The 24,253-nt window shown below is 60.9% G+C and carries 19 protein-coding genes; 15 read left to right on the top strand and 4 right to left on the bottom strand.

The window, feature by feature from the left end; genetic code table 11:
* Positions 1 to 197: 197 nt before the first annotated feature.
* The 11 genes from JFT58_RS24720 (at position 198) to JFT58_RS24670 (ending at position 15,528) form a co-directional block, all read left to right on the top strand.
* On the top strand, positions 198 to 1,553 hold the full coding sequence (locus JFT58_RS24720) for a TolC family outer membrane protein (RefSeq protein WP_034125411.1): 1,356 nt from the start codon (positions 198 to 200) through the stop codon (positions 1,551 to 1,553).
* 41 nt (positions 1,554 to 1,594) lie between these two features.
* A complete protein-coding gene (locus JFT58_RS24715; protein WP_034125412.1) occupies positions 1,595 to 3,751 on the top strand; it encodes a type I secretion system permease/ATPase in 2,157 nt (718 codons plus the stop codon).
* On the top strand, positions 3,741 to 5,105 hold the full coding sequence (locus JFT58_RS24710) for an HlyD family type I secretion periplasmic adaptor subunit (protein ID WP_014716369.1): 1,365 nt from the start codon (positions 3,741 to 3,743) through the stop codon (positions 5,103 to 5,105). Before JFT58_RS24715 ends, JFT58_RS24710 begins: the two co-directional genes overlap by 11 nt.
* 213 nt (positions 5,106 to 5,318) lie before the next feature.
* A complete protein-coding gene (locus JFT58_RS24705) occupies positions 5,319 to 6,191 on the top strand; it encodes a TauD/TfdA dioxygenase family protein (RefSeq protein WP_103299353.1) in 873 nt (290 codons plus the stop codon).
* A gap of 60 nt (positions 6,192 to 6,251) precedes the next feature.
* A complete protein-coding gene (locus JFT58_RS24700) occupies positions 6,252 to 7,172 on the top strand; it encodes a LysR family transcriptional regulator (RefSeq protein ID WP_003187445.1) in 921 nt (306 codons plus the stop codon).
* 227 nt (positions 7,173 to 7,399) lie between these two features.
* A complete protein-coding gene (locus JFT58_RS24695) occupies positions 7,400 to 8,935 on the top strand; it encodes an MFS transporter (protein WP_054896854.1) in 1,536 nt (511 codons plus the stop codon).
* 15 nt (positions 8,936 to 8,950) lie between these two features.
* Positions 8,951 to 10,009, top strand: a complete 1,059-nt coding sequence (locus JFT58_RS24690) for an HlyD family secretion protein (protein ID WP_032878511.1) — start codon at positions 8,951 to 8,953, stop codon at positions 10,007 to 10,009.
* Positions 10,006 to 11,451, top strand: a complete 1,446-nt coding sequence (locus JFT58_RS24685) for an efflux transporter outer membrane subunit (RefSeq protein WP_054896853.1) — start codon at positions 10,006 to 10,008, stop codon at positions 11,449 to 11,451. The genes JFT58_RS24690 and JFT58_RS24685 overlap by 4 nt, the downstream gene beginning before the upstream one ends.
* Before the next feature lie 74 nt (positions 11,452 to 11,525).
* A complete protein-coding gene (locus JFT58_RS24680) occupies positions 11,526 to 12,035 on the top strand; it encodes a sigma-70 family RNA polymerase sigma factor (RefSeq protein WP_019819531.1) in 510 nt (169 codons plus the stop codon).
* Positions 12,032 to 12,982, top strand: a complete 951-nt coding sequence (locus JFT58_RS24675; RefSeq protein WP_054896852.1) for a FecR domain-containing protein — start codon at positions 12,032 to 12,034, stop codon at positions 12,980 to 12,982. The genes JFT58_RS24680 and JFT58_RS24675 overlap by 4 nt, the downstream gene beginning before the upstream one ends.
* 92 nt (positions 12,983 to 13,074) lie before the next feature.
* Complete coding sequence (locus tag JFT58_RS24670) at positions 13,075 to 15,528, top strand: TonB-dependent siderophore receptor (RefSeq protein WP_054896851.1); 2,454 nt, start codon at positions 13,075 to 13,077, stop codon at positions 15,526 to 15,528.
* Positions 15,529 to 15,590: 62 nt separating this feature from the next.
* Here the strand turns inward: JFT58_RS24670 and JFT58_RS24665 are convergent, their stop codons facing one another.
* The 4 genes from JFT58_RS24665 to JFT58_RS24650 form a co-directional block, all read right to left on the bottom strand.
* Positions 15,591 to 16,847, bottom strand: coding sequence for a type II toxin-antitoxin system HipA family toxin (locus JFT58_RS24665; protein WP_332875136.1), 1,257 nt, complete (start codon positions 16,845 to 16,847; stop codon positions 15,591 to 15,593).
* On the bottom strand, positions 16,789 to 17,148 hold the full coding sequence (locus JFT58_RS24660) for a helix-turn-helix domain-containing protein (protein WP_014716379.1): 360 nt from the start codon (positions 17,146 to 17,148) through the stop codon (positions 16,789 to 16,791). Before JFT58_RS24660 ends, JFT58_RS24665 begins: the two co-directional genes overlap by 59 nt.
* Positions 17,149 to 17,353: 205 nt before the next feature.
* Positions 17,354 to 18,058: a DUF3142 domain-containing protein gene (locus JFT58_RS24655; protein ID WP_054896858.1), complete on the bottom strand. Its 705-nt coding sequence runs from the start codon at positions 18,056 to 18,058 to the stop codon at positions 17,354 to 17,356.
* Entirely contained in the window at positions 18,055 to 20,217 is a 2,163-nt protein-coding gene (locus tag JFT58_RS24650; RefSeq protein WP_054896850.1) for a hypothetical protein, read from the bottom strand. Before JFT58_RS24650 ends, JFT58_RS24655 begins: the two co-directional genes overlap by 4 nt.
* Positions 20,218 to 20,411: 194 nt before the next feature.
* Here JFT58_RS24650 and JFT58_RS24645 point away from each other — a divergent pair, with 194 nt between their 5' ends.
* The 4 genes from JFT58_RS24645 (at position 20,412) to JFT58_RS24630 (ending at position 24,228) form a co-directional block, all read left to right on the top strand.
* The gene (locus tag JFT58_RS24645) at positions 20,412 to 21,992 is read left to right on the top strand and encodes a glycosyltransferase family 39 protein (protein WP_054896849.1); all 1,581 of its coding nucleotides are present in this window, start codon (positions 20,412 to 20,414) and stop codon (positions 21,990 to 21,992) included.
* A gap of 32 nt (positions 21,993 to 22,024) precedes the next feature.
* The gene (locus tag JFT58_RS24640; protein WP_054896848.1) at positions 22,025 to 22,270 is read left to right on the top strand and encodes a DUF2789 domain-containing protein; all 246 of its coding nucleotides are present in this window, start codon (positions 22,025 to 22,027) and stop codon (positions 22,268 to 22,270) included.
* A gap of 100 nt (positions 22,271 to 22,370) precedes the next feature.
* Entirely contained in the window at positions 22,371 to 23,843 is a 1,473-nt protein-coding gene (locus tag JFT58_RS24635; protein ID WP_054896847.1) for a Fic family protein, read from the top strand.
* A 100-nt stretch (positions 23,844 to 23,943) separates the two neighbouring features.
* The gene (locus JFT58_RS24630; RefSeq protein ID WP_125919887.1) at positions 23,944 to 24,228 is read left to right on the top strand and encodes a hypothetical protein; all 285 of its coding nucleotides are present in this window, start codon (positions 23,944 to 23,946) and stop codon (positions 24,226 to 24,228) included.
* Positions 24,229 to 24,253 lie beyond the last annotated feature (25 nt).

Here is a 24,253-nt window from a genome sequence, read left to right as displayed (position 1 = left end):
TATTGACCTTAGGGCCGCCATCCTAAACAATCGGCCCCGTAATGTCACATTGATATTTATGCGGCGAACCGTCCTACATGTGTGTGAAGCAGTTCCGCTTTTTGAACTTTCCGACGTACGGTCATTACGGTAGCCATTATCCGACGCAGCGGTGCCAATCGCTGTGATTTGAGACAAGAAGTCCTAGGGAATTTTAAATGCGTCTGCACCTGTTCAAGGCAATACCGTTCGTTCTCGCCGCCAGTTTCGTACAAGCCCAGACACTGCCCCAAGCCATGCAACAGGCATTGGATGTACACCCGGAAATCCAGGCAGGTGTTAACAGCCGCATCGCTGCCGATTACCAATTGCGCGCCGCACAAGGCGGCTACCTGCCGCGTGTCGACCTGAACGCCGGTTACGGCCGCCAAGGAACCGACAACGCCACCACCCGCGCCAACAACCCTGGCGGCAATCACTGGGACACGCTCAACCGCGGTGAATCCAGCCTGCGCCTGCAGCAAATGATTTTTGACGGTTTCGCCACCTCCAGCGAAGTCGGGCGTCAACAAGCCAACGTTAATTCCCGCGCTTACTCTTTGCTCGGGACTTCCGAGCGCACCGCGCTGACCGTTGCCCAGGTTTACCTGGAAGTATTGACCCGTCGTGAGTTCGTACGCCTGGCCGAAGATAACCTGCGCAACCACGAACGCATCTACGACCAGATCAAGTTGCGCACCGAGCGCGGCGTCGGCAACGGTGCCGACCAGGACCAGGCCGAAGCGCGCCTGGCCCAGGCCCGTAACAACTTGATCACCGAGCAGACCAACCTGGCCGATGCGCAGGTCAACTATCTCAGCGCCGTCGGCCAGATGCCCGACGAACTCGAGCGTCCGGCCCCATTCATGGCCATGCTGCCGGCAGACCTGAATGAAGCGCGTCGCCAGATGCTCGACAACAGCCCGATCCTGCGTTCGGCCGAGTCGGATATCTCAGCCGCCGAGAAGCAGTACGACGCCGCCAAGTCCAACTTCTATCCGCGTTTTGACGCTGAATTGGGTACCAACGCCGACAACAACGTCTCCGGTGATCCCAACCACAGCAATGGTTGGGAAGCCATGGTGCGCATGCGCTTCAACCTGTTCGCCGGTGGCAGCAACAAGGCCGACCTGCAATCGAAGTCCTACCAGGCCAACCAGGCGCTGGACATCCGTAACAATGCCTTGCGCCAACTCAATGAAGAACTAGGCTTGGCCTGGAACGCCCTGAACAACGCCAATGCGCAATTGCCGGTCGCCCAGCAGTACGTGGATCACAGCACCCGCGTACGCACGTCCTACCAGCAACAGTTCAGCCTTGGTCAACGTACGCTGTTGGATTTGCTCGACAGCGAGAATGAATTGTTCACCGCTTCCCGCCGCCTGGAAGAAATCAAGAACATTCAGTTATTTACTCAGTACCGAATCAAGGCGACCATGGGCGAATTGCTCAAGAGCCAGGGAGTGGTTGCACCAATGGCCTCCGTCGTGCAGAACGACGTGAAACCTAAAGTCCAACTGCCTGGGATGAATTGAGCCACCCCAATAGCCCCATCTGTTAGTCGAGAGTGCCCCGCGTGGAACCTGAAGTCAGTCGAGTTCATCTCAGTCATGATCCACGCGCACTGCACGACGACCCGTTACTCGACGGGTTGTTGGCGCTCTGCGCCCTGCATCAAAAACCGGCCAGTGCGGCCATGCTCACCACCGGCCTGCCGCTGCCTTCGCAACGCTTGAGTGCCGAACTGCTGCCGCGTGCCGCTGCGCGGGCCGGGTTGCAAGGCCGGCTGCTGCAACGCAAGTTGGAACAGATCCCGACCATTGCACTGCCGGCGCTGCTGCTGCTCAAGGACGGTCGCAGTACCGTGCTGGTGGGCTGGGAGGGCGAAGATGAAGCGCGGATCCTGCTCAGCGAAAGCGACGGCGGTGAAGTGCTGATCAAGCGCGAAGCACTGGCCGACGACTACATCGGCAAAGTCTTCTTTGCACAGCCGCAGCACAAGTTCGACGTCAACCACGGCAGCCTGATTCCGCGGGCGCGCTCGTGGTTCCGTGACACCCTCATGCGTTCACGCTGGCTCTACACCGACGCCATCGCCGCCAGTTTCCTGATCAACATCATCGCCATGGCCGCGCCGCTGTTCGTGATGAACGTGTACGACCGCGTTGTGCCGAACCAGGCCACCGCCACCCTGTGGGTGCTGGCCGTGGGCATCTGCGGTGCCTACCTGTTCGACCTGATCCTCAAAAGCCTGCGCAGCCTGTGCCTGGACCTGGCCGGTAAAAAGACCGACCTGATCATCTCGGCCACGCTGTTCGAGCGCATCGTCGGCATGTCCATGAAATACCGTCCGGCGCGGGTCGGCAGCTTCGCGCAGAACATCCATGAGTTTCAAAGCTTGCGCGACTTCCTCGCGTCGCTGACCCTCACCAGCCTGATCGACCTGCCGTTTACGCTGCTGATCTTCCTGGTCATCGCCATTCTCGGCGGGCACCTGGTGTGGATTCCGGTGCTGGCGTTCCCACTGGCCCTGGGCATCGGCTACGCCTTGCAAAAGCCCCTGGTCGCGACCATGGAACGCACCATGGCGCTGGCCGCCGAGCGCCAGTCGAGCCTGATCGAAACCCTCGCCGGGCTTGATGCGGTCAAGGTCAACAATGCCGAGAGCGAGCGTCAGTACGGCTGGGAACAGACCATCGGTACCCTGAGCCGGCTTGAGCTTCGGGTGAAGTTGCTGTCGGGCCTGTCGATGAACATGACCCTGCTGATCCAGCAACTGGCCGGCGTGATCATGATCGTGTTCGGCGTGTACCAGATCATCGACGGCAACCTCAGCATGGGCGGCCTGATTGCCTGCTACATGCTCAGTGGTCGCGCCTTGAGCCCGCTGGCCTCGCTGTCGGGCCTGCTGACGCGCTATCAGCAAGCCAAGGTCACCATGACCTCGGTGGACCAGATGATGGAGCTGCCCCAGGAGCGCAACTTCGAAGAGCGCCCCATGAGCCGGCGCACCCTGCAAGGCGCCATCGAGTGCCGGGGCCTGAACTTCACTTACCCGAACCAGCAGAACCTGGCGCTGAAAAACATCAACCTGGTGATCAAGCCAGGGGAAAAAATCGGCATCATCGGCCGCAGCGGCTCGGGCAAAAGCTCCCTGGCCAAGCTGATCGTTGGCCTTTACCAACCCGACTCCGGCTCCTTGCTGGTGGACGGCGTGGACGTGCGCCAGATCGACGTGAGCGAACTGCGCCACAACATCGGCTATGTCGCCCAAGACATTCAATTGCTGGCCGGCACCCTGCGCGACAACCTGGTCAGCGGTGCGCGCTACGTCGAGGATGAAATGGTCCTGCAAGCCGCCGAACTGGCTGGCGTGCACGAATTTGCCCGCCTGCATCCCCAAGGCTACGAGCTGCAAGTCGGCGAGCGTGGGCAGAACCTGTCCGGCGGCCAGCGCCAGAACGTTGCCCTGGCCCGTGCGCTGCTGCTCAACCCGCCCATGCTGCTGCTGGACGAACCCACCAGCGCCATGGACAACACCGGTGAAGAACGCTTGAAGCAACGCCTGCAAGCCGTGGTGCAAAACAAGACCGTGGTGCTGGTCACGCACCGAGCCTCACTGCTCTCCCTGGTTGATCGCCTGCTGGTGGTCGACCGTGGGCAGATTCTCGCGGACGGCCCGAAAGCCGTGGTCATGGAAGCGTTGAAGAAGGGGCAGATCAGTGTTGCTTAACTCCATCAAGAGTGCGGTCGGCCGCTACTTCAAAGGCTCCGATTCGCTGCAGGGCCAGCCGCTGCCCGAGGTCAACAAGGCGCTGATCGAAGATGCGCCACGGGTCATCCGCCTGACCATCTGGGCAATCATCGCGTTCTTTGTATTTCTGGTGGTGTGGGCCGGTTTCTCCCAGATCGACGAAGTGACCCGTGGCGACGGCAAGGCGATTCCGTCGTCCAAGCTGCAGAAAATCCAGAACCTTGAAGGCGGCATCGTCGCCGAGCTGTACGTCAAGGAAGGCCAGATCGTAGAGGCTGGCGCGCCGTTGATTCGTCTCGACGACACGCGGTTTGTCTCCAACGCCGGGGAAACCGAAGCCCTGCGCCTGGCCATGCAACTGCGTGTCGAGCGTTTGAGCGCCCAGGTGGATGACCGCCCGCTGAACATCCCTGACGAGGTGCTCAAGGCCGCGCCGAGCCAGGCCGCCAACGAGCGCTCCTTGTATGAAAGCCGCCGCCAGCAGTTGAAAGACGAAGTCGGCGGCTTGCAGGAACAACTCGTGCAACGCCAACAGGAACTGCGCGAGTTCACCTCCAAGCAGGGCCAATACCGCAGCCAGTTGTCCCTGCAACGCCAGGAAATCAACATGTCCGAGCCGCTGGTGGCCCAGGGCGCGGTGTCGCCGGTAGAAGTGCTGCGCCTCAAGCGCGCCGAAATGGAAACCCGCGGACAGTTGGACGCTACCACCCTGGCGATCCCGCGTGCTGAATCGGCGATCAAGGAAGTGCAACGCAAGATCGATGAAACCCGCGGCAAATTCCGCAGCGAAGCCCTGACCCAACTCAACGAAGCCCGTACAGAACTGAACAAGGCCGAGTCCACCGGCCGCGCGCTGGAAGACCGGGTCAGCCGCACCCTGGTCACCTCGCCCGTGCGCGGGATCGTCAAGCAGTTGCTGGTCAACACCGTTGGCGGTGTGATCCAGCCGGGCAGTGACATGGTCGAAATCGTGCCGCTGGACGACACCCTGCTGGTAGAAGCCAAGATCCGCCCGCAAGACATCGCCTTCCTGCACCCAGGGCAGGAAGCGGTGGTCAAGTTCACCGCTTACGACTACACGGTGTACGGTGGCCTGAAGGCCAAGCTCGAACGCATCGGTGCCGACACCATCACTGATGAAGACAAGAAGACCACCTACTACATGATCACTTTGCGCACTGACCGCAGCCACTTGGGTACGGATGAGAAGCCGCTGCTGATCATCCCCGGCATGGTTGCTTCGGTGGATATCATCACCGGCAAGAAAAGCATCCTCAGCTACCTGCTCAAGCCGATCATCAAGGCGCGGGCCGAGGCGTTGCACGAGCGTTGAACTTCAGCGCCTGTCCGACCTTATCGCAGGCAAGCCAGCTCCCACATTGGAATATATTCACCAATCAGAATGTGGGAGGGGGCTCGCCCCGGTGAGGCCGTCAGCATCACGCTACAGCTCAAACCAAACGCCATATCCATATGCGCTAACGGTATTTAAGCTTCCATCCTTATGCCTATAAATTCACTCCCCTGTCCGCCGGGAATGAATCAAATGTCTGCCACCACCGCCCTCCAAACCTTCGACATCCACCCCTTCCCCGGCAGTGTCGGCGCCGAGATCATCGGCCTGGACTTATCCCGCCCAGTCAACGACCAGGACTTCGCCCGCATCCATCGCGCACACTTGGACTACCACGTCATCGTGTTCCGCGACCAACGCATCACCCCCGAACAACAGATCGCCTTCAGCCGCCGTTTCGGCGTGTTGCAGATCCATGTGCTCAAGCAGTTCCTGTTGGCCAACCACCCCGAGATCCTGATCGTTTCCAACATCATCGAGAACGGCCAATCCATCGGCCTGGGGGATGCAGGCAAGTTCTGGCATTCGGACCTGTCATACAAAGAACTGCCCAGCCTGGGTTCGATGCTGCATGCCCAGGAACTGCCATCTGAAGGCGGCGACACTCTGTTCGCCGATATGCACAAAGCCTGGGAGCACTTGCCAGGTCACCTGCGCAACGCGGTCGAAGGCCGCAGCGCCGCGCATTCCTACACGGCGCGCTACAGCGAGACCAAATTCGAAGGCAACTGGCGCCCAACCCTTACCCCCGAACAGCTCGCCCAGGTTGCCGAAGTGGTGCACCCCGTTGTGCGCACCCACCCGGAAAACGGCCGTAAGGCGCTGTTCGTCAGCGAGGGCTTCACCACCCGTATCGTCGGCTTGCCCGATGACGAAAGCCGTGACCTGCTGGCCCAGCTCTATGCCTACAGCGTGCTGCCGGAAAATATCTACCGTCATCAGTGGCAGCCCCACGACCTGGTGTTCTGGGACAACCGCTCGCTGATCCACTTGGCCGCTGGTTGCCCAAGCCACCTGCGCCGCAAGTTGTACCGCACCACGATTCAGGGTGATGCGCCTTTCTAACCCGATAAAGCCTGCTAGGATTGCGCCCAGTTCACTCCCAACGGATCACGAGTGCTTGGCATGCAATTACCGGACATGAACCTGCTGGTCGCCCTCGACGCGTTGCTCGACGAGGGCAGTGTGGTGGGCGCCGCGCGGCGGATGAACCTCAGCCCGGCCGCCATGAGCCGCACCCTCACGCGTATCCGTGAAGCGGTCGGTGACCCGATCCTGGTGCGTGCCGGCCGTGGCCTGGTGCCGACGCCCAAGGCGCTCGAGCTGCAAGGTCAGGTGCGCAATGTGGTGGAGCAGGCTGCGTTGCTGTTCCGTTCGGCGGACCAAGTCGATTTGAGCACCTTGCGCCGCCGCTTCAGCGTGCGCGCCAATGACTTTTTCATCGGCGTGTATGGCGGGCGACTGTTCGACACCATGGAGCGTGTGGCGCCGTTGTGTGAGCTGCGCTTTGTGCCCGAAGGCGACACTGACGATGAAGCCCTGCGGGAAGGGCGGTTGGACTTGCGGGTGAGCAACACCATGCCTGCCAGCCCGGAAGTGAAGGTGCAGAACCTGTTCTCCACCACCTTTGTCGGCCTGGCACGACAAGATCACCCGCTGTTCGACGAAGAAATCACGGCGGCACGCTTTGCCAGCTACTCCCACATCAGCATCTCCCGGCGCGGCATCGCCCGTGGGCCCATCGATACCGCGTTGAATGCCCAAGGCCTGGAGCGCCGTGTGGCCATGATCGCCCCAGGCTTTCACGGTGCGATGTTCATGCTGCCCGATTCCGACCTGCTGTTGCCGGTACCCAAGGAAGCCCTCCTGAGCGCCAAGCGTCTGAACCTGCCACTGCGCGCATTTGCCTTGCCGATTCCACTGCAAACCCTGGTCCTGGCGCAATCCTGGCACCCACGCTTCGACAAAGACCCGGCCCATAAGTGGCTGCGCGAAACCATGCGCGAGAGCTGTCATGCCACCTGGCTAGAAGCCCAGCCGGTATAAAGCGAACGCGGATGAATGTGGGAGCTGGCTTGCCTGCGAAGGCGGGGTGTCAGTCACTGAATCTGTTACTGAACTGGCGCTATCGCAGGCAAGCCAGCTCCCACAGGGTTCAGTGTTGATGTTCAAAGTTGCGTCTGACGCACTTATAACCTGCCAACAAGTAACTTTTTGTCATGAGAGTGCCCGATTAAACTGCTCAGGTATTTCTCATTCCGAGTCACCTGTTCATGACGTCCCTCGCTGCCCCCGTCCTCCAGGCCGCAGCCAAACCTACGGCTCTGAGCCCACCCGTATTCGGCCCGCGCATCATCATCGGCTTGCTCGGCGTATTGCTGGCGGTACTGGTTTCCGGTCTCAACGAGATGGTCACCAAGGTTGCTCTCGCCGATATCCGTGGCGCGCTGTACATCGGCTTTGATGAAGGCACGTGGCTGGTCGCCGCCTACACCGCCACCTCCGTGGCAGCCATGGCCTTCGCGCCGTGGTGTTCGGTGACGTTTTCCCTGCGCCGTTTCACGCTGTGCGCCATCGGTTTGTTCACCGTGCTGGGCATCCTCTGCCCGTTCGCGCCGAACTACGAAAGCCTGTTGCTGCTGCGTACCGTGCAAGGCCTGGCCGGTGGCGCGCTGCCGCCGATGCTGATGACCGTGGCGCTGCGTTTTTTGCCGGCCAACGTCAAGTTGTACGGGTTGGCCGGTTACGCGCTGACCGCCACCTTCGGCCCCAGCCTGGGCACGCCGCTGGCGGCGTTGTGGACCGAATACGTCGGTTGGCAGTGGGCGTTCTGGCAGATCGTCGCGCCGTGCCTGCTGGCCATGGCGGCCGTGGCCTATGGCTTGCCACAAGACCCGCTGCGCCTGGAGCGCTTCAAGCAGTTCAACTGGCGTGGTTTGCTGTTGGGCTTCCCGGCGATTTGCATGCTGGTGATCGGCCTGTTGCAAGGCAATCGCCTGGACTGGTTCGAGTCGGGCCTGATTACCTTCCTGCTGTGTGGCGGCACAGTGTTGCTGGTGCTGTTCATGCTCAACGAATGGTCACAGCCGCTGCCCTTCTTCAACCTGCAGATGCTCGGCCTGCGCAACCTGGCCTTCGCCCTGATCGTGCTGGCCGGCGTGCTGATGGTGCTGACCTCGGTGATCATCATCCCGTCCAGTTTCCTCGCCCAGGTCCAGGGTTACCGGCCGCTGCAAACTGCGCCGGTGATGCTGCTGATGGCGCTGCCACAGTTGATTGCACTGCCGCTGGTGGCGGCGCTGTGCAACCTGCGCTGGGTCGATTGCCGCTGGGTGCTGGGCATTGGCCTGAGCATGTTGGTGCTGTGCTGCATCGGCAGTTCTCACCTGACTTCGGCGTGGATTCGTGACGACTTTTACGGCTGGTACCTGCTGCAGATTTTCGGTCAGCCGATGGCCGTGCTGCCGCTGCTGATGCTGTCCACCGGCAGTATCCAGCCCATCGAAGGGCCGTTTGCCTCGGCCTGGTTCAATACCGTCAAAGGCCTGGCTGCTGTGATCGCCACTGCGGTGCTGGATACATTGACCACCCAGCGCGGGCATTTCCATTCAACCATGTTGGTGGACCGCCTGGGCAATTCGCCCCTGGCCGACGCTGACGCGCCGGGCCTCGCCCATCGCTTGCACGAGCAGACCGTGGTGCTGACCTCTTCGGATCTTTACGTCGTCATGGCCGGTGTCGCGGTGGCGTTGATCCTGCTGATTTTCTGGATGCCCACGCGGATCTATCCGCCTCGCGCTCCGGCCTGACCACAAGGACTCTCCATGAAACGCAAAGACAAAATTGCCGTCTCCGTTATTGCTGTATTTGCCGTCGGTGTGCTGGTTTACCTGGTTGCGCCGGGCGTACTGGGCAGCAAGCACCAGACCACCAACGACGCCTTCGTCGCGGCGGATTTCACCCTGGTCGCTCCCCGCGTTGCCGGCTTCATCAAGGAAGTGCTGGTGGAAGACAACCAGCGTGTCAAAGCCGGGCAACTGCTGGCGTTGATCGACGACCGCGATTTTCGCGCCGCCGCCCAGGCCGCCGATGCCGACACCCTGGTCGCCCAGGCCCAGCTGAAAAACGCCAGCGCGACCCTGGAGCGCCAAAGCTCGGTGATCGCCCAGGCCCAGGCCACCGTGGCAGCAGATCGCGCAGAAGTGGCGTTTGCCGAGCATGAACTGAATCGCTACAACCACCTCGCTGGCGTCGGTGCGGGCACCGTGCAGAACGCCCAGCAAGCCAAGACCCGCATCGATCAGGCTACCGCGCGCCTGGCCAAATCCACCGCCGTGCTGGCCGCCGAACGCAAGCAGGTGGAAATCCTCACCGCCCAGCGCGACGCCGCCGAAGGTGGGCTCAAACGCGCCCAGGCCGCGCTGGAAATGGCCAGTTATCAGCTGTCTTACACGCGCATTGTCGCACCGGTGGATGGCATGGTCGGTGAGCGTGCGGTGCGGGTCGGCGCCTATGTGACACCGGGCAGCAAGATCCTCGCGGTGGTGCCACTGGCCGAAGCCTACGTGGTGGCCAATTTCCAAGAGACCCAACTGTCGCATATGCACGCGGGGCAAGCGGTGCAAGTCAGCGTCGACAGCCTTGACGGCGAACTGCTCAAAGGCCATCTGGAAAGCCTGGCGCCTGCCACCGGGGTGACCTTCGCCTCGGTCAAGCCCGACAACGCCACCGGCAACTTCACCAAGGTGGTGCAGCGTATTCCGGTGAAGATCGTCCTCGAACCGAACCAGCCACTGACCGAGCGTTTGCGCGTCGGCATGTCGGTGGAAGCCAGCGTCGACACCCGGCCGGTCGCGCAACAGCGTGAGGTGGCCCAGCAATGAAACATCTCGCCTGGCTCACCTTGAGCCTGATCAGCCTGAGTGCCTGCACGGTCGGTCCCGACTTCCAGCGGCCCGAGAGCCCGCAGATCAATCAATGGAGCGAACCTCAGGGCCGACAAGCTGCCAGCCGTGCCGTCAGCGATCCCTTGCAGGAGCGCTGGTGGGACGTGTTCCACGACGCGCAGCTCTCAGCCCTGACACGCCGCGCCCTCAGCGATAACCTCGACCTGAAGTTGGCCAGCAGCCGCCTGCAACAGAGCCGCGCGGTACGTGAGGTAACCACCGCCGAGCGCTACCCGAATGTCGATGCGGGCGGCGGTTACCAGCGCAAGCGCAACAGCGGCAAAGGTTTGAACGACCCTTCCGGCGAGAATGGCCGCGCAGCCTTCAACCAATGGGACATGGGCTTCTCCGCTTCTTGGGAACTGGACTTCTGGGGCCGGGTCAAGCGCGAAACCGAAGCCGCCGACGCCACCCTGGAAGTCGCCGAAAACGACCGTCGCGCCGTGTTGTTGTCGGTACTGGCCGAGACCGCCCAGGACTACATCCAACTGCGCGGCGTCCAAAACACCCGCGCTGTCACCGAGCAAAACCTCGACGTTGCGCGCCACAGCCTCAAGCTCTCGCAATTGCGGTTGGCCGACGGCGTGGCGACCGACTTGGACGTGGCCGAAGCCGCCGCCCAGGTCGCGGCTATCGAAGCGCGCCTGCCGGATCTGCAGCAGCGTCAGGACCAGTTGATCAACGCCCTGAGCCTGCTGATGGGCGAGCCACCCCAGGCGCTGTACGCGCAGCTGTCCAAAGACGCCCCTGTGCCGCAAACACAGCGCCAGGTCGCGATCGGCCTGCCATCGGAACTCGCCGAGCGCCGCCCAGACATCCGTCAGGCAGAGGCTCGCTTGCACGCCGCCACTGCCAGCATCGGCGTGGCCAAGGGCGACTTTTACCCACGTATCACCCTGTCTGGCAGCCTGGGCTCCCAAGCCATGCAACTCTCGGATTTCGGCTCCTGGGGTTCCCGTGCCTTTGCCTTCGGCCCGCAATTGAGCCTACCGCTGTTCAACGGCGGGCGCCTGCAAGGCATGGTCGATTTGCGTGAAGCCCAGCAACAGGAAGCGGCGCTGGCCTACCAGCAAACCGTGCTACGCGCCTGGCATGAAATCGATGATCAACTGTCCCGCTACAACGCCAGCCAACTGCGTCGCGACAGCCTGGCCGAAGCGGTGCGCCAGAACCAGATCGCACTGACCACTGCGCAACATCAGTACGTCGAAGGCGTGGCGGATTTCGTCAACGTACTCACCGTGCAAAGCGCATTGCTGGCGACGCAGGAGCAGTGGGTGGAAAGCTCCACCGGCGTGTCGTTGGCCATGGTCGGGCTGTACAAAGCGCTGGGAGGAGGGTGGGAGTCGGTGTACCCGTTGCAGACCGCTGTGCGCTGAGCGAGAAAGAGTTTTTGTCAGTCGCCAAATAAGATGTAATGATAATTGCTCTCAATAACACTTCTGAGCTTTTCATGGGCATCGCGACTGACGGCCAGCAACAGCTTCACATCCTGTACCGCGACCATCATGGCTGGCTGCAAGGCTGGTTGCGCAAGCGTCTGGGCGACCGGGAACAGGCCGCCGATGTGGCTCAGGACACCTTCCTGCGCCTGCTGGTGGCCGGGCGCTTCCCGGGTGACAAAGAAAGCCGCAGCTACTTGGCGCAGATCGCCCGCAACCTGGTGATCGACCAATGGCGCCGCCTGCGCATCGAGCGTGCATACCTGGAAAGCATCGCGCATTTGCCCGAGCCCGAGTCGCCGTCCCTGGAAACCCGCGCGCTGATCCTCGAAACCCTGATGCAGATCGACGCCATGCTCGACCGCATGCCCGACAATGTGCGCCGTGCGTTTTTGCTGTCGCAGTTCGAAGGCTTGAGCTATGCGCAAATCGCCGAGCGCCTGGGCGTCACCGTCAGCTCGGTGCAGAAGTACATGACCCGGGCCATCGTCGCCTGCTACCAGGTGGTGTACGAAGAATGAAGCGCGACGCGCCCATCGCCCCTGCGATTGTCGAGCAAGCCAGCGAGTGGTTGATGCTGCAATGGGGCGGCGAGCTCAAGGGCGAGCAGCGCCAGGCGTTCGCCCGCTGGCAGGCCGCTGACCCGGAACACCGCCGCGCCTGGCAGCGCTTGCAGCAGCTGCAACACACCCTTGGCGGCGTACCCGCCGACAGCGCTCGCGCCGTATTGCGCGACACCCCGGATACCCAGCGCCGCGCCGCGCTCAAATTGCTCGGCCTGTTGTTGGTGGCCGGTGGCAGCGGCTATCTGGTGCAACGCAGCGAGCCCTGGCAGGCGGCCTTTGCAGAGCTGCGTACCGCCACGGGCGAAATTCGCCATATGACCTTGAGCGACGGCACGCAACTGGACCTTAACAGTGACAGCGCCGTAGACCTGCGTTTCAGCGCTACCGAGCGGCGTATTCGGCTGATCCGAGGCGAGGTCCTGCTGACCAGCGGCCACGACGCCTCGCGCCCGTTGATCGTCGAAACGCCTGCCGGTGATGTGCAGGCGTTGGGCACGCGCTTTGCGGTGCGGGAACTGCCCGACGGCAGCCGCGTGGATTTGTACGAAGGTCGCCTGCGGGTCACGCCGTTGCAGGGTGCGCCGGTGCATATGCAGGCAGGGGACAGCCTATGGTTCAACGCGCGTCAAAGCACCGCGTTGCCGGCAGTGAGCGCCAATGCCGGCAGTTGGACCGAGCACCGTCTGGTTGCCGAGCGCCAGCCGTTGGGTGAGTTCGTGGCGCAACTGAGCCGCTACCGCCCGGGCCTGTTGCGCTGTGATCAGGCGGTGTCGAAGCTGCTGTTGACCGGCGTGTTCCCGCTGAACGACACCGACGCGATCCTGGCGGCCTTGGAGCGTTCATTGCCCGTGCACGTGCAGGCGGTGACCCGTTACTGGGTAACGATCAAGGCGCGGGTCTGAAAATACTTTGTACAGGGCTTGTCGGTTTCTGCGGCCCGTTCGGGATACCTCTTGAAAGCCAATCAAGAAGCGTTCTCACGGGGAGTCCTGCCATGTCGCACCACCCAATCCAACCTTTGGCCCGCGCGCTGCGTCGTGGCCTGTTTGCCGGCCTGCTGGCAACGGCTCCGGTACTGCCGAGCATGGTTCAAGCCGAAGAAAGCACCGAAGCGCTGCGCAGCTATGACATTCCGGCGGGCAGCCTCGACCAGGCGTTGAACCGTTTCGCCAGTGCCTCAGGCATCTTGCTGTCGGTTGACGCATCGCTCACCGACGGCAAGCGCAGCGCCGGCTTGAAAGGGCGTTACGGTGTAGGTTCGGGATTGCAGCGCTTGCTGGCGGGCAGTGGTTTGGCGGCGGTGCAATCCCAGGGCGGTTGGTCGTTGCAGGCCCTTTCCGGCGACGGAGCCTTGCAGTTGGGCGCGACCCAGATAAGTGGCCGGCAGGAGCAGGAAAGCGCCTGGGGCCCGGTGGACGGTATTGTCGCCAAGCGCAGCGCCTCGGGCAGCAAGACCGACTCGGCGCTGGTAGAAATCCCCCAGACCATCAACGTGATCACCGCCGCCGAGATCAAGGCGCGTGGCGCCCAGAGTGTCACCCAGGCGTTGCTCTACACCCCAGGTATGAGCGCTGGTGGTTTTGCCGACCGAGTCAAATTGTTCGATGAGCCGACGTCACGCGGCTTCTCGCCCACGCCGCTGTACCTGGACGGGCTGCACCTGCCTTATGGCGGCGGCAGCACAGGTGGCGCGTTGCAGATCGAGCCGTATTCCCTGGAGCGCATCGAGGTGCTGAAGGGCCCGGCGTCCGTACTTTACGGCCAGAACCAGCCGGGCGGTATCGTCAATATGGTCAGCAAGCGCCCCAGCGAAACGCCGATACACCAAGTGGTACTGGAAGCCGGCACCTACGAACACAAAAGCGCGGCCATCGACCTGGGCGGCCCGCTGGACGAGGAGGGGCAGTTTCTCTACCGCCTGACCGGCCTGGCGAATGACGCGCAAGACGAAATCAACTACGTCGAAAACAAGCGCCAGTTCATCGCCCCCAGCCTCACCTGGCGCCCCAACGACGACACCAGCCTGACCCTGTTCGCCCAGTACCAGAAAGACAAAGGCGTGCCCGAAGCCCAAGGCCTGCCGGCGTCCGGCACGCTGTGGGACAACCCCAACGGCAAGATCAAGCGCGATGTGTTTATCGGCGAGCCGGGCGTCAACCAGTACAACCGCGAGCAATACGTGCTGGGTTACGAAGTTTCCCATCGCCTCAACGACATCTGGACCCTTAAGCAAAACGCCCGTTACGCCGAGGTCGACGACCGCTACACCGCGCCCTTGCACGGCTACCGCTTTGTCGCCAACCCCAACACCGGCGTGCAGGACCAACGCTACCTGCAACGCTTCGGCGTGGACTGGTCGCAGACCAACAAAGTGTTCGGCGTGGACAGCATCGCCCAGGCTGAATTCGACACGGGCGCACTGTCCCACACCTTCATCGTTGGCCTGGACTACTACCATTCCAACTCGCAGTTCCATGGCCTGTATGACCGCAACCCGCCGATCATCGACCTGTTCAAACCGGTGTACGGCCAGCCCTTGAACTTCGGCCAACCGTACCGCTGGGACCGCACCATTACCCAGACCGGCCTGTATCTGCAGGACCAGATCAAGCTGGATAAATGGGTGCTGGTACTCGGTGGCCGCTATGACTGGGCGAATGTGGTGAACAAGGAGCCGATACAGGACACCCGCTTTGCCAGCAAAGACCAGGCATTCACCGGCCGTGCGGGCCTGGTGTACCTGTTCGATAACGGCGTGTCGCCCTTCGTCAGCTATTCGGAATCCTTCCTGCCGCTGGCCGGCACTGATGCGAACCGAAAACCCTTCGAACCCTCCACCGGCAAACAGTACGAAGTCGGCGTGAAGTTCCAGCCGCCGGGCCAGAAGAGCTTCATCCAGGCCTCTGTTTATCAACTGGATCAGGAAAACGTGCTGACCACCAACCCGGTGGACACCACCTTCAGCACCCAAAGCGGCGCCCTGCGCTCGCGAGGTGTTGAACTGGAAGCCAAGGCCGTCTTGAGTGATGCCTGGGACGTGGTCGCCTCGGCTGCGCGCAATGACGTCAAATACACCAAGGACAACGATGGCCGCCAAGGTCGCCACCCGGCCGGCATCTCCCCACTCACCGCCTCGATGTGGGTCAACTACACCGTGCTCGGCGACACGCCCTTGGCGGGGCTGGGTGCAGGGCTTGGCGTGCGTTACGCCCGTCAAAGCCTGGGCGACTACTACGAAGGCGCCTTCAACGTGCCGTCCTACAGTGTCTACGATGCAAGCCTAAGCTACGACCTGGGCGCCTCGCCGCTCAAGCTCAAGGGCGTGAAGCTGGCGATGAACGTGCAGAACCTCAGCAACAAGACCTACGTCTCGCAGTGCACCAGTGATCTGGATTGCTACTACGGGGAAGGACGCACGGTGGTGTCGAGCCTGACCTACGATTGGTAACTTAGCGTTTAGGTGATATTTGCTGCGGCGCGCACCCTTCAAGGGTGCGCTCTGTTGCCGCCCTACACCAGGTCCGCTGCAAATCGTGTACACACATTGGAAAGCATGCGCACCTCGGCACCGCTGCAGCCTGCTGCTTCGAAAAAACCGGAGGCTTCTCGCACGACGGCATACATATCCGTGACGATGGACCTTGCTTCATCGGCCCCCAACCCAAAGCGTTCAGGCGTACTCAGCAAATTACTGACAGACGATAACCGGCCTTCATTGCCGATGATGAGCGCCTGCAAGCCTAGTTGGGTAGGGTGGGGCAACACGTCAAATACTGGCGCAAGGGAATAGCCCGAGGCGCTGGTCAGCAGTAGCCCGGTTTGTTTCAGGTGGTCGTCGCTATTGCCGATGAGCACATTGAAAGCCATACGCTTGTAAAGCTCACGCATGTCAAAGGTGGCATCGTCGCTGACCTTCTTCAATACGTCGGCGATCCTGGAGTAGGAAACGGCACCGTCAGCCGCATCAACCCGCATTCTCGGCTTCTCAGTGCTTACCAGAGAGTTGCAGCTGACATAGTGCTCGCGACCAGCGGCTTCATGTCGGTCAAAACGCTCGACCATCAACACCGGTTTGCCGGCGACCTCTACCAACTTGTGCTTGGCTGCGGGTAGACCTGCTGCATCCGCCATTTGAAGGCTGGCGAATTCCGCCCGTGGCTGGTCGAACACATCGTCGCTACGGCCGAGTTTAGCTATCCATTCCTTGCCTTCATGGGTCACGGTGACCTTCGGCCTGGCGCCGCCCATGGAACTCCCAAACTCGAATAACCGTGCGATTTCCGCAGGCAGGTCGACGTCACCCTTCTCGACTCGATCAAGGCCCACCGTGATTTTCTCAAGGTCTTCAAATTGCGGGGGTTGGTGCAGGGTTGGCAGCTGACTTCTTGACGCACTGAACAGCAGGCAACCCACTCCTGCTCCCCGCGAGGCAAGCAGCCATTCAACTTCGTTTTGTGGATGCTGTTTGTGGGTCGCCAGCAGAACACGCCGACCCCAATTATCGGGCGTTGCATCGTCGAGCACACCAAACATGCGCGTCGAGGAATACTGGTTAGGGGTCAGTGGCAAACTCAGCGGGTCAATCGCAAATGCGTCGGGCCGCGCGAGCCAACTGTTGGCGTAGCGAAAAACGAATCCATTCCCATGCATGGCCACCTCGCCAACAGGGACCGGGTCACCGACTAAGTGAGCTGAAAAAACAAAGGCATTACCAATCGGCTTCCAGGACATCGTGTTCTCCTTCAGTGCGAATTCGCTCAGGCTCACGGGCGAGGCTCATGGTAATGCCAACCTGGTCAAGTTCTGGTGACGCAATGCTCGCCATACCTTCTTCCAAGTCCATCGCGCTAAGCACATTCATCAGCACGCCGAGGGATACGCCGGCCTCGCCCTGCCTCAGCCGCTGATACGTCTGCCGTGTAATGCCCGCGCGGCTGCATATGGTGGAGATTTTCAACCGGCGACGAATGCGGGCTATTTCGATACCGTTCCCGATACCTCTCATTAGCTCAGCGCTTCTCTCTGAGATGTACCCTTTGTGCGGGTAGGGCTTCGCTGTTTCTTGCATGATATATCACTCTTTAAAGCAATAAAGGTAACTTATATCATCCAAGCCTCTAAGGCTACCTGCAAAAAACCGGCTCGATGCTAAGGCTTTTTGTAGGAGCGAGCTTGCTCGCGAAAAACTCACAGGCGCCGCGTTCAATCAGGAAACACGCGTTGTCGTTGACGTTTTTCGCGAGCAAGCTCGCTCCTACAGGTGTTACCAAACTTCAAAGATTCTGCAAAAACACCACATACCCCCGAAACCACTCATTGCCCCGCAGATACCCCGGCTCTTGCCACTCCCCGCCCTGAATCAAGCCAATCTTGAACGGCACGCCCAGCCGATTCATCCGCGGCAAATACGCGGCATAGTCAGGGATGCTGTGCCGCCCCTGATACGTCTGCACCACCACTTCATCCACCACGCCTTTGAGCTGGGCGATGGCGGCCGGGTCGGCGTTGCTGCTCCAGTCCATCAGGCCGGTGATGCTCAACCGCAGGTCGGCAGGCAGGCGCTGGCGCAGGTCGCGCAGAAAATCGGCGTATTCGTGCAGGTATTGGGTGCGAGCATCGAAGTCGATCTGGATACCGATCACTGGGTTACCCGTGTCGCGCCAGCGTTGCACCTGGCCGAGCACTTGGGTGTAGACCTGTTCCGGCCAGTGCAAGGTGTGGGCGCGATAGACCACCCAGATTTCGCCTTGGGTAATGCGGGGCACACTGATGCCCTGGGCGATCAATTGCACGCCGCGCTGGGGCGCGCGGCGGGTGGAGTTGATCTGGCCTTGCAGGATGTACAGGGTTTTTGCCTGCTTGATCACCGGCTGGGGCGTGACGCCACTCCACAGCCAGAAGGCGTCGTAGTCGCCTGCGTCAACGGCGCCAAAAGCCGGGCTTGCCAGCAACAGCAAGCCTAGCCACAGCGATTTCACCAGTAGTACTGCAGCGATTTGCCCCACTGGGTATCGGCAAAACCGCTCTTGAGTTGGCGGAACCATGCTTTGCGCACTGCCGGCGCAACGTCTTCGCCGCCGCAGCTGTTGTAGCCGGCCGGCGCGTAGCAGTTGATGGCGCGGAACAACGCATAGGCCTTGTCGGTTTTCGGCGCCTTGGCGTTGGCGATCACCTGTTTGTAGCCGTCCAGGCGCGAGAAGGTTTCACCCTTGAAGTCCGAGGCGGTACTGCCCAGGCTGCCGGCGGCGCGGGGTTGTTCCAACGGCATGCCGTCCAGGCCGTTGCGCAGGATGAATTCACCGAAGCAGTTCAACGCGTGCGGGTTTTTGGCCTCGTTCTGCAGGGTCGCCGCGGTTTGCGCGATGCTTGGGCACGCGTACCCAGATTCGGCCTTGTCGCCGTTCCATTGGAACAGCTTCAAGGTCTGGCCGCTGGTATAGGTGTAGCCCAGGCTGGTGCCGAGTTTGTCGTCAGAGAGCGAGGCCTGCTTGAGGTCATCGGCGAAGGTGGCGTACTGGCCGCGCAGCAGGTCTTTGTAGAGGAGCACGAATTGCGCGCTCTGACGCTCGATCGGGTCGCTGGCGTTGGCGATCTGCTGGCGTAGCAGGTCGGGGCCGGCGACGTTGCGCAGCAGGATGTAGCGCACTTGCTTGGCGCTGATCGGTGAGTCGGCGGCGAACACCTTGGCCAGTTGGCCGCTGCGCTCGTAGTTCATGGCCAATGCCAGCTCCAGCTGGTCACGTTGCAGCGGTTGCTTGGCCAGCGGCAGCAGTTGCAGCCACAGGGCTTCGGCGCCTTTCCAGTCCTGCTTGGCCTCCAGGGCGAGGGCGCGCAGGGTCTGTTGGCTGAAGGCGAAGTAATCCAGGCTCGATGGCACATCCGCAGGCAGGTGCTTCAAGGCCGTGTCGGGTTGGTGTTCGACGTACAGGGCATAGCTGGCTTGCAGGAAGTCAAACAGCGCGGGCTCAGTGGCGAAGGTGCTCTTTTGCTTATCCAGGTCTTCGCGGCTCAACAGCGGCGGGGTGTGGGCCCGCATCGCCATCAGGTCGCTGACCACTTGCAGCATCGGGCTGTTCGCGGCTTTGTTGCCGACCATCAGTAACTTGAGGTCGGCCTCTTCCACCAGTTCGTCCACGCTCACATTGCGCTGGGCGTCGGTGGCCTCGGTGAATTGCCAGGTGAAGTCTTCGGCAAGCTTGGCGTCGTCGTTCGCCAGCCAGTGCACACGGCGCAAGAGCCCACGGGCGGAGGCGACGTAATCGCCCTGTGGGTAAGTTTTCAGGTAACCGAGAAAGCCTTGCTCGGCATCGCTCAGGGCCGACTTATCCACATGCTCGCGTTGCGGCATGCCGTATTCGTCGAAGGCTTCGGCCTGGGCCTGATTCAGCGACGTACGCGCAGTCATGTACAGCGCCGTTTCCTTCAGCCACGGCACATCGCTGGTGGCGGCGGCGGCGAACCCGCGCTCGGCGTAATCGAAGCGCCCGCTGTAGAAATCGCCGGCGGCCTGCAAGTAGGTACGAAACAACTGAGCATTGGCCGACGGGGTCAGCTGCGCGTCCACCACCTGGCGGCTCCAGTCACAGGTGCTCAGTAATTGCAGGCGTGCTTTGACCAACACATCGCGCTCGGCGGGCGGCATCTGGGCCTTGATCACCTGGCTGATAAACGCCGTGGCGCTGTCATCGTCATTGCTGCGGCAACGGCTGCCTTCGCCATTCAGGAAGGCCTGGCCTGCGGTCTTGTACTCCTCGCGCTTGATACCCAGGGGCTGGAGCAAAGTGTCGAGTTCGGCTGTGCGTGAATCGTCAGCCTTGTTGTCAGGCTCCTCATTCGTGGCCGGAGCCGGCACCAGGCGGTACACCGGAAACGGCACCGGGCCGAACCCTTGCGCCAAATCGTCTTCGCCCAAGGCATTGGGGGCCAGGGGTGCTGCTTTTTTGTCGGCCAGCAACAGGCGCAGGTTCACTCGGCTGTCGTTGCCAGGGCTGAGAAACGGCTGGTTGCTGCACGGCTCGTAGCTGTCACGCGATACCCGCCAGTCGGGGTAGCACGAGTCGTCAGAACTGGCCTGGGCCGGTAGGGAAAAACCGGCCAGCAGGGCCAGGGCCAGAGGTGACAGCAAACCGATACGCATAACGTTTCCTTGATCCTGAGTCCTTGGAGAAGGGGCAATAATAGCCTGATCCGGCGAGTGCTTCGGTGAAGGCCTACACAAATTGCTGATTTGTCCGATTCCAGCAGCGAGGCCAGGGCTTTTGGCCTAGAGTGGCGGTGTTTGCGCATGCGTAGTGTTTGTCCTGTAAGAGGGGCAGTAGTAGCGGAGTCGATATGCGTCGGTCTGTGGTAGAGCAACACGAAAAAGACGGGGCATTGCCTGCCTTTCATCGCTTGAGCTGGGAAGGTGCCGGCTGGCTCAGCCGCCTGTGGTGGGTGCCGATCCTGGCGCTGGCCATGGCCCTGCGGTTTTACCACCTCACCTCGGCGGCGATCTGGGGCGACGAAGGCTCCAGCCTGTTGCTCAGCGAATACGCCCTGGCCGACCTGTGGTTTCACGCGGCCCATGATGTGCACCCGCCGCTGTACTTCTTGCTGCTGCGCGGTTGGATCGAGGTGTTCGGCGACAGCATCGGCTCAATTCGCAGCCTGAGTGCGATCCCCGGCGTGGCCGTCGTGGGCCTGGGCATCTGGCTGACACGGCAACTGTCCACCCGACGCGCAGCCGTGCTGGCGGGGATCCTGCTGGTTCTAATGCCCACTGCGGTGCGCTACAGCCAGGAAGTGCGTATGTATTCGCTGCTCGGCGTGTGGCTACTGGGCGCCACGCTGGCGCTGGTGTACTGGGTGAGGCAGCCCGAACGCGCGCGCTATTTGGCTGTGTATGTGCTGCTGATGAGCGCCGGGTTCTATACCCACTACTTCACTGCGCTGTGCGTGCTGGTGCATTGGGCGTACCTGGGGTTGCAGGCGCCGGGTCAGCGCTTGATCACGCGACCTGCCTGGTGGGTCGCCAACGTGGCGATAGTGTTGCTGTATCTACCCTGGCTGCCCAACCTGCTGGACCTGGTGCAGCACGTCGAACAGCTCAAAGTCGGCGGCGACATTGGTTGGGAAGAACCGGTCAATCTGCTGTCACTGCCGTCGATGGTCTGGCAGTTCCTGTTGCAGGATGACGGTCTCGGCCTGTGGCCGCCGCTGTTCTGGCTGTTACCCCTGCTGCTGGCCGTGGTGGTTGTATCGACGGCCTGGCGCAATAACGCGGCGCGCCTACCGGCACTGTTTTGCCTGCTACCGCTGCTGCTGGTCTATGGCGTGTCCTTTATCTCGCCCGTGTTTATCGAGCGCTACCTCACGGTGTATGCGTTAGGCCTGCCGATAGTCCTGGCGCTTGCCATCGACCGTTTGCCGTCCCGTTTGTCCTGGCTGGGCGTGGCGTTGTTCGCACTGTTTGTTGGCGTAGAACTGCTGGGGTTAAAAAACAACTTCGAGGTGGATGAACACGACCAGTTCAACGTGCCGGTGGAGTTCGTCAATCGCAACTACCAGGAAGGCGACCGCATCGTCCTCAGCGACATGATGTGGTACCTCAGCTACGTGTATTACGACCAGACCGACGCGCAACTTCAGCTCTACACCCCCCCCAAACCCGACGGGACTGCCACTCGCCCGAACGCCTATGGTTTCGGCACACTGGTGGACCAGGACGGTGGCCGCATCTATTTGGACCGCCTCTCAGCACTGCCTGCTCAAACGCGACGGGTATGGTTGATCAGCAGCAACGAAGCCCCGGATGAATTCGCGCCGCTGCCCACCAGTTGGCACGAACTCAGTCGCCAGGACGGCGGTGGCGCCAGGGCGCGGTTGTTCGTGCTATGCAACGCACCGGCGCCGCAACCTGAAGGCTGCCGCTAGACTCACTTCAACCTACTTATGAGGAACCCTCCATGGAATCGCCAGTGCACAGCCTACCGGCTTTGTTCAAACAGCTTGGCTTGCCGCACGACCCGGTCAGTATCGAGCAATTTGTCGCCTCTCATTCGCCGCTCAAGCCGGAGTTGAAACTGGCGGACGCGTTTTTTTGGAGCGACGCCCAGAAGGCATTTTTGCGTGAAGAGATTCTGGATGATGCGGATTGGGCGGTGGTGGTGGATGAGTTGAACTTGATGTTGCGGAGTGGGCGAGAGGTGTAAAAAAATATCCAAATAAGGGCGAGTATGTAAAAAAAAATGGTGAGCGGTAAAAAAAACTGGGCTTTAATCGCCTAAGTGAATTTTTTCTGGAAAGCTCGCCATGCCAACAGTCGGATACGCTCATCTGTGTGAGGCGCTGGATCTAAAGGTTATCGCACCCTTGAGGACTGCGATGATCAAGCCGGTGACCAGGATTACCTTGATCGGCGACTGCCTGGCAGTTCCCCATTCGGTGGCGCCCGCCCAACATGCGCTGTTTGAGCATGTGTTATTTGCGCTTAAGCATGAAGGCGTGAACCTGGCGATACTTGCCCAGGTGTTTGAACAGCTCGGCCCAGAACCGTTTTTGGACGCGCTGGCCGACTCGCCTAACGGTGCGTTTATCCGAAAAGCCTGTTTTCTGTGGGAAGGCTTTACCGGGAAAATGCTGGATCACACCCTTCCTGTTCGTGGTCGCGTTGTTCCCTTGTTCGATCCCCAGCGCTATGTAACCGGCCCGAGCATTCGCAACAGTCGTTGGCGAGTGGATTTCAACGGTTTGGGCTCTTTGCATTATTGCGCCACCGTAGAGCGAACGCCTGAGCTGGAAGCGTTGTTGGCGCTTGATGTATTGGCTCGTGCCAAATCCTTCATGGCCACCCTCCCTCCGGAAATGATGGACCGCGCCATCCAGTGGGCATACCTGCACGAAACCCGCGACTCATTTGCCATCGAAAAAGAACAACCCAGCGAAGAAAAATCCCGCCGCTTCGTCCAACTCCTGCGCCAGGCCCACGAAGGCCGTTTGCTCACCGAGGACTACTTGGTCGAGCTGCAAAACAGCGCCATCTCCAATCCGTTTGACAAAGCTGTCGCGTTTCGCCACGAACAGAACCATCTGCACAACGGGCTACGCGGCGCAGCCGGTGTGAGCTACGTGCCGCCAGCTCCCGCGCTTTGCCAGGAATTGATGGAAGAGCTGATGGCCTTCGCCAACCAGCCCGTGCGAGACGTCGATCCTTTAGTGGCGGCCGCGGTCACCGCTTTTGGTTTCGTCTTCCTGCACCCGTTCATGGACGGTAATGGGCGCCTGTCTCGCTTCCTGATTCACCAGACGCTCTGCCACTACGGCGCACTGGAAAATGGTTTGCTGCTACCGGTCTCTGTCGCCATGAAGCACGAGGAACAAGCCTATCTGGAGGCACTCAAGACCTTCTCCCAGCCGACTCGGGAATTCTGGAACGTCACCTGGCTGGACGCCGACCACATGGCGTTCGACTTCATCGGCCACTCCTCGATCTATCGCTACTGGGATGCGACCCGCAGCGTCGAATTCACCCTGCAAATGGCCCGCCGCGCACTGGAAGTGGAACTGCGCGAAGAAACCGAATTCCTCGACCGTTATGACCAAGTGATCAAAGCGGTGAACCAACGCTACGACGTGCGCGGCAGCGATCTGTCGAAGCTGGTGATGATGTGCCTGGATAACGGTGGGAAGCTTTCCAAGCATCGGCGTAAGCAGTTTCAGTACAGTGTGGCGGAAGAGGTGTTTGGGTTTATTGAGGAGGAGAGCTTGAGGTTGATGGGCGAGTAAGAGGTCATCCAGTCACGCCAGATGAGGCGTCTGAAAAAAAGGAATTCCGTATCTGAGTGATGTGATAAGCGCCTCAGATGTTTTGCGAGAGCACAGTGATGTGCAAATTGTCATGTTTATGGGGGCGTTGGTTGGTTTTACAGGCCTCAATTTTCGCATCCTGTGCCATGTTTTTTCTTCAGAAAAAATCAGTCAGGTGGCTTGTCTTTTTTCAAACCCCCTTACGACTTGTGCACATTATTCCGTCCGTTTCGCTCCTGTTGATTGGCGCTCGAGTTTTCCCGCATTACAACGTACTGGCAATGGCTGGATTGATCGCTGCGTCGGAGATTTTAAAAGTCTGGAGCGTGTGGCGATGGAGCAAAAAATGCTGACGCTGACCTAATGTGGGAGCGGGCTTGCCCGCGAAG

Origin of the sequence: Pseudomonas sp. MF6767 (assembly GCF_016405475.1) — a bacterium.
Lineage (GTDB): Bacteria > Pseudomonadota > Gammaproteobacteria > Pseudomonadales > Pseudomonadaceae > Aquipseudomonas > Aquipseudomonas paracarnis.
The sequence above is the reverse complement of the archived record's forward strand: the minus strand, read 5'-3'. Positions and strand labels throughout refer to the sequence as shown.